The 13,201-nt window shown below is 53.6% G+C and carries 15 protein-coding genes and 6 tRNA genes; 5 read left to right on the top strand and 16 right to left on the bottom strand.

Features of this window, described 5'->3' with window-relative positions; genetic code table 11:
* Positions 1 to 19: 19 nt before the first annotated feature.
* The 12 genes from AC1WNR_RS09365 to AC1WNR_RS09420 all read right to left on the bottom strand — a co-directional run bounded on the left by AC1WNR_RS09365 (position 20) and on the right by AC1WNR_RS09420 (position 5,561).
* Entirely contained in the window at positions 20 to 865 is an 846-nt protein-coding gene (locus AC1WNR_RS09365) for a DUF2797 domain-containing protein (protein ID WP_481644229.1), read from the bottom strand.
* Positions 858 to 1,127, bottom strand: a complete 270-nt coding sequence (locus AC1WNR_RS09370) for a YeaC family protein (protein WP_481644230.1) — start codon at positions 1,125 to 1,127, stop codon at positions 858 to 860. Before AC1WNR_RS09370 ends, AC1WNR_RS09365 begins: the two co-directional genes overlap by 8 nt.
* 90 nt (positions 1,128 to 1,217) lie before the next feature.
* Positions 1,218 to 2,063, bottom strand: a complete 846-nt coding sequence (locus AC1WNR_RS09375) for a rhomboid family intramembrane serine protease (RefSeq protein ID WP_481644231.1) — start codon at positions 2,061 to 2,063, stop codon at positions 1,218 to 1,220.
* Positions 2,060 to 3,040 carry a metallophosphoesterase gene (locus tag AC1WNR_RS09380; RefSeq protein ID WP_481644232.1) on the bottom strand — a complete coding sequence of 327 codons (981 nt, stop codon included), beginning with the start codon at positions 3,038 to 3,040 and terminating at the stop codon, positions 2,060 to 2,062. Before AC1WNR_RS09380 ends, AC1WNR_RS09375 begins: the two co-directional genes overlap by 4 nt.
* On the bottom strand, positions 3,041 to 3,928 hold the full coding sequence (locus AC1WNR_RS09385) for an NAD(+) kinase (protein ID WP_481644233.1): 888 nt from the start codon (positions 3,926 to 3,928) through the stop codon (positions 3,041 to 3,043). It lies immediately after the preceding gene.
* A 65-nt stretch (positions 3,929 to 3,993) separates the two neighbouring features.
* On the bottom strand, positions 3,994 to 4,929 hold the full coding sequence (locus AC1WNR_RS09390) for a 1-aminocyclopropane-1-carboxylate deaminase/D-cysteine desulfhydrase (protein WP_481644234.1): 936 nt from the start codon (positions 4,927 to 4,929) through the stop codon (positions 3,994 to 3,996).
* Positions 4,930 to 4,969: 40 nt separating this feature from the next.
* Positions 4,970 to 5,045 (bottom strand) — tRNA-Val (locus AC1WNR_RS09395).
* A 57-nt stretch (positions 5,046 to 5,102) separates the two neighbouring features.
* A tRNA-Asp gene (locus tag AC1WNR_RS09400) sits at positions 5,103 to 5,179 on the bottom strand.
* A 4-nt stretch (positions 5,180 to 5,183) separates the two neighbouring features.
* Positions 5,184 to 5,259: transfer RNA gene (locus AC1WNR_RS09405), tRNA-Val, on the bottom strand.
* Positions 5,260 to 5,310: 51 nt separating this feature from the next.
* Positions 5,311 to 5,387: transfer RNA gene (locus AC1WNR_RS09410), tRNA-Asp, on the bottom strand.
* Between the two features lie 4 nt (positions 5,388 to 5,391).
* Positions 5,392 to 5,467: transfer RNA gene (locus AC1WNR_RS09415), tRNA-Val, on the bottom strand.
* A 17-nt stretch (positions 5,468 to 5,484) separates the two neighbouring features.
* Positions 5,485 to 5,561: transfer RNA gene (locus AC1WNR_RS09420), tRNA-Asp, on the bottom strand.
* A 204-nt stretch (positions 5,562 to 5,765) separates the two neighbouring features.
* Here AC1WNR_RS09420 and AC1WNR_RS09425 point away from each other — a divergent pair.
* Positions 5,766 to 6,326, top strand: coding sequence for a SecY-interacting protein Syd (locus AC1WNR_RS09425; protein ID WP_481644235.1), 561 nt, complete (start codon positions 5,766 to 5,768; stop codon positions 6,324 to 6,326).
* 6 nt (positions 6,327 to 6,332) lie between these two features.
* Here AC1WNR_RS09425 and AC1WNR_RS09430 read toward each other — a convergent pair whose 3' ends face one another.
* Both AC1WNR_RS09430 and msrB read right to left on the bottom strand, forming a co-directional pair.
* Complete coding sequence (locus AC1WNR_RS09430; protein WP_481644236.1) at positions 6,333 to 7,001, bottom strand: DNA-3-methyladenine glycosylase I; 669 nt, start codon at positions 6,999 to 7,001, stop codon at positions 6,333 to 6,335.
* Positions 6,998 to 7,411 carry a peptide-methionine (R)-S-oxide reductase MsrB gene (gene msrB / locus AC1WNR_RS09435; protein ID WP_481644237.1) on the bottom strand — a complete coding sequence of 138 codons (414 nt, stop codon included), beginning with the start codon at positions 7,409 to 7,411 and terminating at the stop codon, positions 6,998 to 7,000. Before msrB ends, AC1WNR_RS09430 begins: the two co-directional genes overlap by 4 nt.
* Before the next feature lie 134 nt (positions 7,412 to 7,545).
* Between msrB and AC1WNR_RS09440 the strand changes: the two genes are divergently transcribed.
* Positions 7,546 to 8,757, top strand: coding sequence for a pyridoxal phosphate-dependent aminotransferase (locus AC1WNR_RS09440; RefSeq protein ID WP_481645385.1), 1,212 nt, complete (start codon positions 7,546 to 7,548; stop codon positions 8,755 to 8,757).
* Between the two features lie 414 nt (positions 8,758 to 9,171).
* A complete protein-coding gene (htpX, locus tag AC1WNR_RS09445; protein ID WP_481644238.1) occupies positions 9,172 to 10,062 on the top strand; it encodes a protease HtpX in 891 nt (296 codons plus the stop codon).
* Positions 10,063 to 10,123: 61 nt separating this feature from the next.
* On the opposite strand, the gene AC1WNR_RS09450 is transcribed toward htpX, so the two are convergent.
* Positions 10,124 to 10,813, bottom strand: coding sequence for a flagellar brake domain-containing protein (locus AC1WNR_RS09450; protein WP_481644239.1), 690 nt, complete (start codon positions 10,811 to 10,813; stop codon positions 10,124 to 10,126).
* Positions 10,810 to 11,949 carry a 4-phosphoerythronate dehydrogenase gene (locus tag AC1WNR_RS09455; RefSeq protein ID WP_481644240.1) on the bottom strand — a complete coding sequence of 380 codons (1,140 nt, stop codon included), beginning with the start codon at positions 11,947 to 11,949 and terminating at the stop codon, positions 10,810 to 10,812. Before AC1WNR_RS09455 ends, AC1WNR_RS09450 begins: the two co-directional genes overlap by 4 nt.
* 237 nt (positions 11,950 to 12,186) lie before the next feature.
* On the opposite strand from AC1WNR_RS09455, the gene AC1WNR_RS09460 reads away from it, so the two are divergent.
* Together AC1WNR_RS09460 and AC1WNR_RS09465 are read left to right on the top strand one after the other, a co-directional pair.
* Positions 12,187 to 12,597, top strand: a complete 411-nt coding sequence (locus AC1WNR_RS09460) for a hypothetical protein (protein WP_481644241.1) — start codon at positions 12,187 to 12,189, stop codon at positions 12,595 to 12,597.
* A gap of 12 nt (positions 12,598 to 12,609) precedes the next feature.
* Entirely contained in the window at positions 12,610 to 13,200 is a 591-nt protein-coding gene (locus tag AC1WNR_RS09465) for an SCO family protein (protein WP_481644242.1), read from the top strand.
* Position 13,201: the final 1 nt, after the last annotated feature.

The raw sequence follows: 13,201 nt of genomic DNA on the forward strand, positions 1-13,201 counted from the left end.
ACCACCCATCAAGCGTGATTTAGGCGAAAAACTTAATGTTGTAAGCGCCGAACTTTCTGAGGTTGATTACACCGGTATCGAGCATCAAATATTGACCCTTGATTCCCTGCAATACACCTTCAACGACCGGATCCTTGTCTAAATTCAGGCTTGAGACTTTAGTAGGATAATTAATCACTGGGTAACTAATTTCAAGTGGCTGAGCGTCTAATTCGCGAATCGCATCAAATCCGTTCTCTGCACGCAGCTCCTCAAGCCCTGCGGCACAGAGTTGCATCAAGCGATCGCGCTCTGCGATTAGATCAAGCTGATCCACCTGCCCCTTCAGCATGGCCCGCCAATTGGTTTTATCCGCTGCATGCTTAGCAAACAGCGTCTCAACCAAACCGGACTGTAAGCGGGTATCAACCTCAAGAATGGGTAGTGCTTGAATCGCACCCTGGTCTATCCAGCGTGTTGGAACCTGTGAGCCACGGGTGATGCCCACCTTCAAACCACTGGAGTTAGCTAGGTAGACAACATGAGGGGTAAAACAGTTGCGCTGCCCCCACTCTGGATCGCGGCAGGTCCCTAGCGCAAAGTGACAGGTCTCAGGCTTGACGATACAGGAGTCACACTGCGGCAATTTGGTGAAACAGGGGTAGCAGTAGCCTTGGGAGAAGCTCTTCTTGGTTTTACGATTACAGGCCAGACAGTTAATCGCGCCTTGATACTCTAAACGTACCGGTTTGCCCAAAAACTGATTAAGGATTGGACCCTCATCGGCACCATCAAGCGCCAACTGGTACTCAACGGGGTCGCCAAGGCGCACGCGCATCTTTCGCAACACTCCCTGGTGCTGCATCTGCATTGGAATATCAGTCATCAGTCAGGATTCGCAATACGTCAGGTTGCAGAGGGTCACTACCGTGTTGAGACCCATCAGGGCGCGAACGATTTATATAACCAACACGCTCTTCGGCAGGTAGATCACGTTTAACTTCGTAGGCGATAACGGCGCGTAGACTGGTTTCGCGCTGCTCTGGTGTGAGGCGCTGACCATTGGGCCATTTACCCAACTCAACCGCCTGCTTGAGGGAGGCGTAGACCTCGGGGGTCATCGTCTCGATCATGCGTTCGTAGTTCACTGAACTCTTCCTTTTTTGCTTTAGTAGCAATACGAATAGATTAACCTGAGTGTATCACAGCCCTGAGGGTGAAACGGACGTTGACGGGCTCTAACGGCGCAGAATCAGCCCCATCAATGCCGCCCAAATCAGACCCGCGACCAGACCAATCAGGTGAGCCGTATTGGCGATAGCACCCAGCCCCATAAACTCAAGCGCACCCGAGTAGCCCAACGCCAACCAAAAGAGCATAAAGCCCATTAGCGCCGGTGGCGTGTAGAAGATGGGCCGGTGCAGTCGGTCCCAGACCCAGGAGTAACCCAGCACGGCAAACACCACTCCAGACATACCGCCAAAGAACGGGCCACTGACAACAAATTGTGCAAAGTTCGAGGTCACACCACTAAATAGCGCCAAGCCAATCAGCGCCATCGCCCCCTGTAGCTGCTCAATACGCCGGCCGATAACCCAGATCCACAACAGATTAAATAGGATGTGTAGCATGCTGAAGTGCAGAAAGATCGGTGTAATCAGACGCCAATACTCACCGCTGCCTAGCAGCGTTGCGAAGTCGGAGTAGTAGATCTCATTGCCACGTATATCGAAAGGGGAAAAGCTGAGTCGACCTAGCCAATCGGCGTTAGCGCCGAAGTTAATCGCCAACGTTGCTAAAATAGAGAGCGCTATCAACGCTAAGGTCACCGGCAGACGCTTTAGATCGCCGACAGAAACAGCCTGTCGACGCGCGGCGCTGTTCACCTGAATACGATTCAGATCGCCGCCCTGCTCCCAGTACGCGTAGAGCTCAACCACTCGCTCACCACTGACGCGCGGAGAGACCCAAAGCGTCTGATCGGTCTCATCTTCGGTGACGCGATGGGGTACCTCGTTGGCCCAGAGAAAACGGGTGAACTCGCTAAGGTCCTGACTTAATGGAACTTGCAGGACGGGCCTCATCCGTTCGCTCCGTCGCGCGGAAACTCCTGATCCACATCGACCCAGACAAACTTGCTCTGATCGATAAGCGGTTCGCCATCAAAGCGGTATGCGACTAGCTTGCCATACTTCACGGCACTGTAATCTAGACAGGCGATATTAGGTGCAACGGGTTTCGGCTCCCCCTCACACCAGAAGTGGCCGATAAAGAGAGCGCGCTCATTAGGTGCGTAATACTGAAGCTGTGTCAGGTTGCCCGCCGTCAGCGGCTCCATCGCTATATGCTCGGGGAGTGGATCGGGCTGGAACACCACGTCGATCATCTTCTGCGGCTCTTGTGCCCAGAACTTGGTGCGGAAGAAGGTGCGTTTAAAGCCATCCTTACTCACCATCACCTCATTATTCGGCAGGCGCATATGTGTGCCCCGCAGCAGGCGATCCATAACCAGATACTCGAAAGATTCATGCACCGTCGAGCGGTGCACAAACTCCATATCGATACGCGCATCGGCCGAAACCCCGGCGCGCAGACGCTTGATTAGCGGCTTGTGCCAACAGGCGTGTACCACACGTAAGCTGTCGTACTCGAGTAACAGAGGAATATCCAGAATCCAGCTCAGTAGGTCCTGTTCATCGGCCGGATGATTGGCATACTGATCCAGTGTTTGCTGAACGATGCGAGTATTGCGTGGCGTATGGTCGCGCAGATAGCGACCCGGTTTCGTGCGTGATTCGGTACGAAAACAGAGGTAGTTGTACTCGTGGTTGCCCATCACAATCTCGGCCTGACCCGCCTCGACCATCGAGCGCACGATCTCAATGGTTTCGCGAATTCGAGGTCCGCGATCGATCAGATCACCCACAAAGATCGCTCTTCGCGCTGGATGTCGGTAGACGCCCGCCTGCTCGCTGTAGCCCAAACGCTCCAGCAGCAATCGAAGAGAGGCCGCACAACCGTGGATATCGCCAATAAGGTCGACACCCTGATCCAATCGCATCTAAACATTACCTCCAGGCTTAGAGCTCCAGCCCAGCTTTTCACGACAGGTCTGATAGAAGTCGTAATCCAGCGGATGCAACAGCTTAAGCTTCTGCGGTTTCTTGTGAATGGTCACCGTATCACCCGGCGCCAGCGCGATATTCATCTGGCCATCACAGGCGATTGACGGATAAGTCTCGTTGCTTTCGCTGACAACCAACTTAAGTTCGGAGTTACCCTCTACCACGATAGGTCGGCTCGAGAGGGTGTGCGGGAACATCGGCACGAGCACTAGCGCATCCAATTTAGGCTGCATCAGCGGTCCACCACCGGAAAGCGAGTAAGCCGTAGAACCGGTAGGCGTTGATACAATCAAACCGTCTGAGCGCTGGTTGTAGACATACTGCCCCTCAATCCAGAGCTCAAATTCAATCATACGCGTCGCTTTACCCGGGTGCAGTACACAGTCATTCAGCGCGGTCGCCTCTGCGATAGGCTCACCGTTGCGCTTAACCACCACATCCAGCAAGAAGCGTTTATCCACTGAATAGCGACCTTCGAGAACGTCACCCACCTTCTGCTCGATTTCGTCGGGTCTGATATCTGTTAAAAAGCCGAGGTTACCGCGGTTGACCCCAAGGACGGGTACACCGGTTGCCGCAAGCACTCGCGCAGCACCCAGCAACGAGCCATCACCACCGACAACAATCACCAGATCACAGATCTCGCCGATCATGCGCCCTTTGGCAACCTGATAACCGTGGCCGGGCATTAGATCGGCGATCGCAGCATCAACAACGACCTGCAAGCCACGCTCTTCCAGAAAACGTCCAAGCTGCTTCAGTGTATCGATAACTGTGCGGCTTCCAAGACGGCCAATCAGGCCTATCTTCTTAAATTCAACCATCAGATTTCCCTTGTACGGTCGCAGATAAGCTCTCTAAAGTGGAGCTTTAGATAAGTATTACTGGATTATAGAGGGATGGGACCACAATGGGCAGAGGCCAAACGGCTAAGACGCTCTTGCTGGCCCCGCAGCCCCTGAAGCCCCCCGGTGTGCACCAGCATAATACGGGAACCCGGCTTGTATTCACCTTTAAGAAGCCGTCGAATCAGTGTATGCAGCATTCTGAGCGTATACACGGGATCTAGCTCTAGGTTCTGCTGGGACGCAGCCATCCACAGCGCCGCAAGCTCTGCATTTAAACGCGCAAAACCTAAGTCAACACCGGGCAGAAGCGTCCAACTGACGTCTGGATTCAGCCTGCGTCCCAACAGTACGGCACCAATGGCAGGTCTGAGATAGTTGAAATCCGTAATAGCAGCAACGCCTTCCAATCGGGTTCCTGCCGGCGCACCCAAGACCAGACCCGCAAGGGTGGTACCGGTTCCGACGCTTACCATGACAAGATCTGGACGGTAATCATTAGGCACCAAGCCCCATATCTTTGCGCAGCCCTGCAGAGCGCTGCCGGTAGCTCCGCCCTCCGGAATCAAATCGAATCGACCGAAGCGCGCAGTTAACTCACGTATAACGTTTGAGCGCTGCACAGAGTTTGAATCCCGCATTGCCCGATAGTTATCGCGGTCAATAAAGTGGAGCTGCATACCCCAGCGCTCTGCGTCCTCAAGGGTCGGCGTATATTTACGCTCACCGCGTACCACGCCGATGGTTGGAATCTCATAGCGCTGTCCGAAGCGAGCGAGGGCGTGTAGATGGTTTGAGTAACTCCCGCCGAAGCTGAGTATCGGACGCTTAGCTTTTCGGCCAATTAGAAGAGGCTGAAGTTTGAACCATTTGTTCCCGCTGATCAGCGGATCAATTTTATCGAGACGTAGAACATCAACGCTGACCTGGTGCCGGTCAAAAAGCGGGTGATCAAAAGGGTTCAATAAGTCGGGTTTCATGAGCGAGCTTTAGCCCATTAACAAAAAGCTGCATAGGTTATGGTGGGCGAAGAGGGGTTCGAACCCCCGACCCTCTGCTTGTAAGGCAGATGCTCTCCCAACTGAGCTATTCGCCCATAACCTTGGAGGCGTGCCACTGTCACGTGGCGATGCTTTTTGTGAAAAAGCGAAAATGGCGGAATGGACGGGACTCGAACCCGCGACCCCCTGCGTGACAGGCAGGTATTCTAACCAACTGAACTACCACTCCGTTTTGGTGGGCGAAGAGGGGTTCGAACCCCCGACCCTCTGCTTGTAAGGCAGATGCTCTCCCAACTGAGCTATTCGCCCAAAACGTACGGTGTCTTGCGACTTAATTTCTCTTACCGGTTTAAAGAGAAATGGCGGAATGGACGGGACTCGAACCCGCGACCCCCTGCGTGACAGGCAGGTATTCTAACCAACTGAACTACCACTCCGTTATGGTGGGCGAAGAGGGGTTCGAACCCCCGACCCTCTGCTTGTAAGGCAGATGCTCTCCCAACTGAGCTATTCGCCCATAACGTTTTGAGTAAGTGGCGGAATGGACGGGACTCGAACCCGCGACCCCCTGCGTGACAGGCAGGTATTCTAACCAACTGAACTACCACTCCAGCTTACTCTTGCTCCCAGTCGCCCGAGAACAGGTGCCGAATTTTAATGGCTTTTGGATAAGTGTCAAACGCTTTTAACACTTTTTTTGTAAATCAGTACGCGGTTGGTCAAAGAGTGAACGATCGCGTTCAAATTTCAATCAACCAAGCGATTAGGGCATACTCTGCGCTGGTTGAGCAACTGAACCCGAGGAAGTGAGTGCGATGACATTAGAGGCCCAGCTTGATAGTTTCATCAGTCAATACAGGGAGCTTCAGGAACCTCTCGGCTGGCCGCAGCTACCCTGGGAAGCCGAATGGCAAAGTCCCTGCCTTGTGAGTGAGGCGCAAGAGGGTGATGATGTAGGCTGGCGGCCTGTTGCAATCGATACGCCTATCGATATGTTCGAGCGTCTCGGCGAGGCACTGGATACCCCTATCCACCCTGACCTAGCCAACTATTACAGCCGTTACTGGTCTGATCCTATCTATGCTGAGCATCCGGATGGGGAACTGACACTCTTATTTGCTTGGAATCTGGAGGAGTTCGAGCGCTTACGAGCCAACTTGATTGGTCATGCGCTGAACAAACGCCGTATGCGCCAGCCGCTCACACTCTTTTTCGCCTGCACCGAACCCGATGGCGAGGAGTTTATCTCGCTGATGAATGAGGATGGCAGCATCTGGCTGGAGGCGCCGGGGAAGCGACCGCTGCGACGCCTTGCTGAGAGTTTGACGGCCTTTCTAGCTGAGTTAAAACCCCTGCCACACCCCTCTACTCGCTGAAACCAATCAACCGATCGAGTGCGCCAGCAAACGGCTAATCTGACACTGATCCAGACCCGACTCCTGCTGCCACTGATTGAAAGCCTCTTGCACTAGCTTGAGATCGCGCTGTGCCGTGGGGCGTTTATCAACAACACCCTGCGCCTTCAATGCAGTCACCACATCATCTGTAAGCACCGGCGTGTCGCGCCCTATGATTCGCAGCGAATAGGCACCTGAATTACCCCCGAGCTGACTCCCCTCTTTCTTGAAGAACTGCCAAAGGCCAACGGTATCCTTCACCGGCCAGTCAGCTAGGAAGCGGCCAAATCCGCCCGCCTTACGCGACGCCTCCTCAATCATCAACGCATTAATACGGGTCGCTTTGATCTTACCCAGGTGACGAATCAGATCGCGATTCTGCATCAACTTCTCGAGATGCTCGTCACTCATCAATGAGACTTTCTCGGGTACAAATCCAAAGAACGCCTTCTCAAATGCCGGCCATTTACCATCAACCACCGACCGTTTGAGTCCAGCGCAAAAGATGCGCCAAGACATGGCACTGAGAATGCGGTCGTCCGGCACGGCGCAGAGTTCGGCATGAGTTCGGGCGCGCGGCCCCAGCAGCGCTTCGAGCGGTGTTCCCTTGTGATGATTTAGCGTTTGGTCTTTAAGCTGCTCGAAGGATTTCATTCATCCTCCGGTATGAAGTTGAGCGATGCTGAGTTAATGCAGTAACGAATACCCGTCGGCGCCGGACCATCAGGGAAGACGTGCCCCAGATGGGCGTCGCAGCGACTGCAGCAGACTTCGGTGCGAATCATGCCGTGACTGGTATCGCGGTACTCATCGATCTTCTGCTCATCAGCCGGCTGGTAGAAGCTCGGCCAACCACAACCGGAGTCATACTTGGCATCGGCTCCAAACAGCTGTTCGCCACAGCACTTACACAGGTATGTGCCTTGACGTTTCTCATTGTAGAGAGCTCCTGTAAACGCACGTTCAGTGCCTTTGAGTCGACAGATATGAAACTCTTCGGGTGTCAGTTCCAGCTGCCACTCAGCGTCAGATTTTCGGATCTTTTCAGGCTTATCGTTAGCCATAATTCCTCTCTTAAATTCAATCAGTTGTTGCGTGCATCTGTGCATAGTGGTGCTATACGCAAGCTCAGCAAACACGTATCATTGCCGGCTGAATTCGCCATTTAATGGCACAACTGACAGGTATTGAGAACGAGATGTCTGTAACACGCAAATCCAACAAACTTAACAACGTTTGTTATGACATTCGCGGCCCCGTCATGCAAGAGGCTAAACGCCTTGAGGAAGAGGGCCACCAGATCCTTAAACTGAACATCGGTAATCCGGCGCCTTGGGGCTTCAACGCGCCAGAAGAGATTGTTCAGGACGTCATCTATAACCTGCCTTCGGCCCAGGGTTACTGTGACTCCAAAGGTCTGTTTGCCGCCCGTAAGGCGATCATGCAGGAGTGTCAGCGTAAACAGATTGCCAACGTGGGTATCGAGGATATCTATATCGGTAATGGCGTCTCTGAGCTGATTGTTATGGCGATGCAGGGTCTGCTGAACGACAATGACGAAATGCTGATCCCGGCGCCAGACTACCCGCTTTGGACCGCAGCTGTGAGCTTGGCGGGCGGTAACCCGCGCCACTACCGTTGTGAAGAGGAGAACGGCTGGTTCCCGGATATCGAGGATATCCGCTCGAAGATTAGCGATAAGACTCGTGGCATTGTGGTTATTAACCCGAACAACCCAACAGGTGCCGTCTACCCCGCTGAGTTGTTAGAGCAGATCATCGATCTGGCGCGCGAGCACAACCTTATCCTCTTCTCTGACGAGATCTACGACAAGATCGTCTACGATGAGGCGCAGCACGTCTCTACCGCTTCACTCTGCGACGATGTGCTCTGTGCAACCTTCAACGGCCTATCCAAAACCTACCGTGCGGCAGGCTTCCGTTCAGGCTGGATGATCATCAGCGGTCCTAAGCACCGCGCTCGTGATTACATCGAGGGTTTGGACATGCTGGCCAACATGCGCCTGTGCGCCAATGTACCGGCGCAAAACGCAATCCAGACCGCTCTCGGTGGTTACCAGAGCATTAACGAGCTGATCGTTCCCGGCGGTCGCCTTTGGGAGCAACGCGAGCTCGCCTACAATATGCTCAACAGCATTGAGGGTGTCAGCTGCGTTAAACCGGCCGGTGCCATGTATCTGTTCGTGAAACTGGATCCAGAGATCTACCCCATCGACAACGATGAGAAGTTTGCACTCGACCTGCTGCAGCAGCAGAAGGTTCTTATTGTGCAAGGTAGCGGGTTTAACTTGCCTGATACACAGCACTTCCGTTTGGTGTTCTTGCCGCAGGTGGATATGCTGGAAGATGCATGCAATCGTATTGCTAAGTTCTTGAAAACGTATAAATAAGATCTTGCGGTTAGCGCTGGGAATACCTGTTACAAACCCGCCGTGGATACATCCTTGTAGGCTTCGTGGCAGCATCCCTGCTGCCAAGAGTTTGTAACAGGTATTCCCAGCGCTTCTGGCCCGCGATGTTGTCTTCAGAGAACTAGTCGGCTCGGTGTATTCGGTGTACGAGCGATGTAGTGCGCAGCGCTATTTCGCGACACCTACTCTTGTCGGGTCGTGTCGGGGCAAGACCAGACACACAAATCCAAGTAGGTCACCTGTTGAGGCGACGTTGAAGCCTATGATTGGAGAGGCGTTTAAAGCGCCCTTTCAGCTTCGCTAGACTAAGCTTCGGTTCGCGAGCTGCGGCTTGAAATTAGCTGCCCTGCCCACACTATTTTTGTAACGAAACTTAATGAGGATGTGCGCATCATGATGCGAATTGGACTCTTTCTTTTAACTAACCTAGCGATCATTTTGATTGCCAGCGTGACTCTTTCACTGCTGGGGGTTAACTCGTATCTGACCGCTAACGGGTTAGATCTGACGTCGCTGATGATCTTCTGTCTGGTGTTCGGAATGGTCGGCTCGTTCGTGTCGCTGTTCATGTCGAAGTGGATGGCAAAGCGCTCTACCGGCACGCAGATCATTGAGCAGCCGCGCAACGCGCAGGAGAAGTGGCTGGTTGATACCGTGGCCGAACTGGCTGAGAAAGCGGGCATTGGGATGCCTGAGGTCGGTATCTTCCCATCAAACGCTCCGAACGCTTTTGCGACTGGCTGGAACCGCAACAACTCTCTTGTGGCAGTGAGCTCCGGCATGCTGCAGCGCTTTAAGCCCGAAGAGGTTAAGGCAGTTATGGCACACGAGGTGGGCCACGTTGCGAATGGTGATATGGTGACTCTGGCACTGATTCAGGGTGTCGTGAACGCCTTCGTTATGTTTATGGCACGCATTGTTGGCTACGCTGTGGACTCTTTCCTGCGCCGCGGCGACAACTCGGGTGGCGTCGGCATCGGTTTCTACATCACCACATTTGTAGCAGAGATCGTCTTCGGTATTCTTGCGTCTGTGATCGTCGCTTGGTTCTCGCGTCGTCGCGAGTACCGCGCCGACCAAGCAGGTGCACTCTACGGCAGCCAAGCGGGTATGATCAGCGCGCTGCAGCGCCTAAAAATGGAGAGCCAGCGTCAGTCTGAAGACCTAGGCGGTCAGCTGACCGCCTTCGGCATCGCCAGCGATACTAAACAGAGTCTGATGGCGCTCTTCGCAAGCCACCCACCACTGGATGATCGCATCGACGCGCTGCGTAACTTGAAATAATCCGTCTCATTTCGACTCGAGTTCAGATACCGCCCAAGCAGGTCGGTATCTGAATGTTATTCTACAGCTCGTAACCCAGATAACTCAGTCGCATCTGCGCAAGGTACCCCTGCAGATAGACTCGTGTCTCGTCATCCATCGGATCAAGACGCAGGCCATACTGCTCGGTATAGATAGCACCGGGGTCAGCACTACGATGATTAACGATATGCGCCGCCAGCATCACTAGGTTTTCAGTCTGCGCAAAACTGAGGCGAGTTGTCAGAAAAATGTGATCACCTACTTCACCAACGGGAACATGGGTGAGTAGTGCAGCCCCCCGCATGTGCAGATCACTGACAAGGCCATTCCCCCCCTCTGGCCCCTCAAGCGGGTCACTGCCGTCTACTCGAACACGAATAGCCACCGGCAGACGTGTCTCTTCACGCAAGCGTGCAACTTCGATACTCGAGGGATAGGCCAACAGCCATAGCGCTTCCGGCTGCGCCAGATGGTGTTGAATCTCAGTAGTGAAGGCGCAGACCCAGTTATCTTGCAGCACCCTCACTCTGACGCGCGTTCCGGGCACCAGACGACCAGCGCCTTTGGGCGCACGAATATAGATCAGATCTTTTGCGCTGGAACCTATCCACTCACTTTTGTAACGCTGCGACTTGCTGACCAACTCCAGCTGGATCTGCGTGCCGGAGTGAATCTGCAGGTCACTGAGCGCCTGAGGCACAAAACTTTGCAGGATCTCTGGTCGACTCAAGACTGCAGCTCAACCTGAAAGCCCATTGCCGTCAGTTCAGCCTGCTGTGCTGCCGATGCAACGGCTATACGTAGCGCGGCAAATTCGCGGCGGTAGGGGTAATTTTTGCGCAATTGATCGAAATTAGTCCGTTGCTGAGATAAATCAGCTACCAAAGACGCACGGAATCGACGGTCGTCAGCCCACTGATCATAAACCAACTGCAACAGACGGTGAGGCTCAGCATCCTCTGCCAGCGTAACGCCCAAAATACGGGGCGCCGGCAAGATATCCTCGAGTTTGAAACGCTGCTCAATGCCAAATCTTTTACATACCTGATCGTAGAGCATCCAGGTGCCGCGCAACTTACCATCGATACTATGGCCGGCAATGTGGGGCGTGGCGATAAAGCAGCGCTGGGCCAGCTGCAGATTGACGCTTGGCTCGTGCTCCCATACATCCAGAATCAGCACCAGATCAGGACGTTCAGTCGCCACACGCAGCAGTGCCGCGTTGTCGATCACGGCACCTCGACCGGCATTTAGCAACATGGCGTTGGTTTTGAGTTGGCGTAAGCGCGACTCGCTCAGTAGATGCTCACTTGGCTCTTCACCCTGCTTGGTAAGCGGGGTATGAAGACAGATAACATCGGCCTTGCGCACCACTTCATCGATCGGAGTATGTTGGAAACCAGGTTCGTCTGCACGAAAGGGGTCACAGCTAAGGGGCTTATGGCCTAGTGCCCGCAACCGTTCCAGCAGGCGTGAACCCACCTGACCACAGCCAACTACGGCAAAGCAGAGCTCGCTTAAGTTCTGACCGCGGACCTGAGCATCTTTATAAATTCCGCTCAACGTGTAATCGACAACCGCATCAGCGTTACAGCCGGGTGCATTGGTGTATTGAATAGCGCGCCTCTCGAGGGCGTGGGTATCGAGGTGATCGATTCCAATCGTTGCGGTACCAACAAACTTCAGTTGCTCGGCCTTGGCTAAAAGCGACTCATTTACCGAAGTAATCGAGCGCACCAGCAGAATATCGGCATTCGCTAAATCGCCCGCCTGCATCTGCCGACCGGCTAAGCGAGTCACTTTGGCAAAATCGCCAAAGAGCGCCTCAACGGCGGGCATATTTTCGTCGGCAACAAGGTTTAGCATCGCTTCGAATCTCGAAAGGCAGTTGGGCTGGTGTTAAACCGGGATTATACGCAAAACCTAGATCGAGGTTTACCTCTGATCTAGCGCAATTGAATTTCAATAAATTAGACCATTCTAATTTAACCACTTCCGTTTTTGTGGCACACTCGACGCTGTTTTTCCAAATGCATACCCTAAACGAGGTGCAGGATTAAAACCAGCAACCGCAAATTCAGTCTGCTGGGCGCAGCGCTTCTGTTGGCAGCTGCGCTGGGAAGTGCGCTCTGGCTACAACAGAGAGGAGAAAGCGACGCTACTGTGGTAGATTGCGATCTGCTCGTTGGACCTTGTGAATTTACAACCAATGCCGGTGTAGCGTGGCTCGAACTTAGCCCGCGCCCGATCTCATCAGCATCGCCATTTCAGGTCAATGTCAGCTACCCCGGCGATGCTCCGAGCAACATCTGGATCGACCTTCAGGGTAAAGAGATGTACATGGGCATTAACCAGGTGACTCTAGAGCGGACAGATGAGAGCCAGAGCAAACATTGGGAAGCAGAGGCTAACCTCGGTATCTGCACAACCGGCATAATGCGCTGGGTGCTTAATCTGATACTCGAACAGAAGGATGGACAAGAGGTCTATCAATTCGAATTTGACGCACGCTGATAGGGAGCAACGATGCGCAACCTTTTACTCTACACATTTCTCGGCCTAGCCGTTGCCGCAGGCGCGTACGTTAGTTTTGAACTGTTTGGCCCAAAAGCTCCGCTACCCAAATATGCTCAAGCGGGCATCGGTGGCGACTTTAAACTCACCTCAGTCGAGGGCGAGATTAATCTCAGTGACTACAAGGGTGAGATCGTACTGATCTACTTCGGCTTTATGTCCTGCCCCGATGTCTGCCCAACCTCGATGGGTGTGATGGGCACGGCCATTCGCCAACTTGACGATGCGCAGCAGCAGAAGGTTCGCGGCCTGTTTATCTCGGTCGATCCCCAGCGCGATACGCCCGCGGAGTTACACGCCTATACCCAGTACTTCTCAGATCGTATCTTTGGCGCAACCGGCACCAAAGAGCAGATCGACGCGATCGTTAAACAGTACGGGGCCTACTACTCCTTTGTGCAGATGGAGGATTCCGCCTTGGGCTATACAGTTGACCACTCCGCCCGAATCTATCTGATAGATCCAGACGGCCAGCTCGCTGATATCTTGGCTCACGATATTAATCCGGTTGAGCTGCATGAAAAGCTCGCCGCTTATCTCTAAG

The organism is Marinobacterium marisflavi (assembly GCF_982447095.1).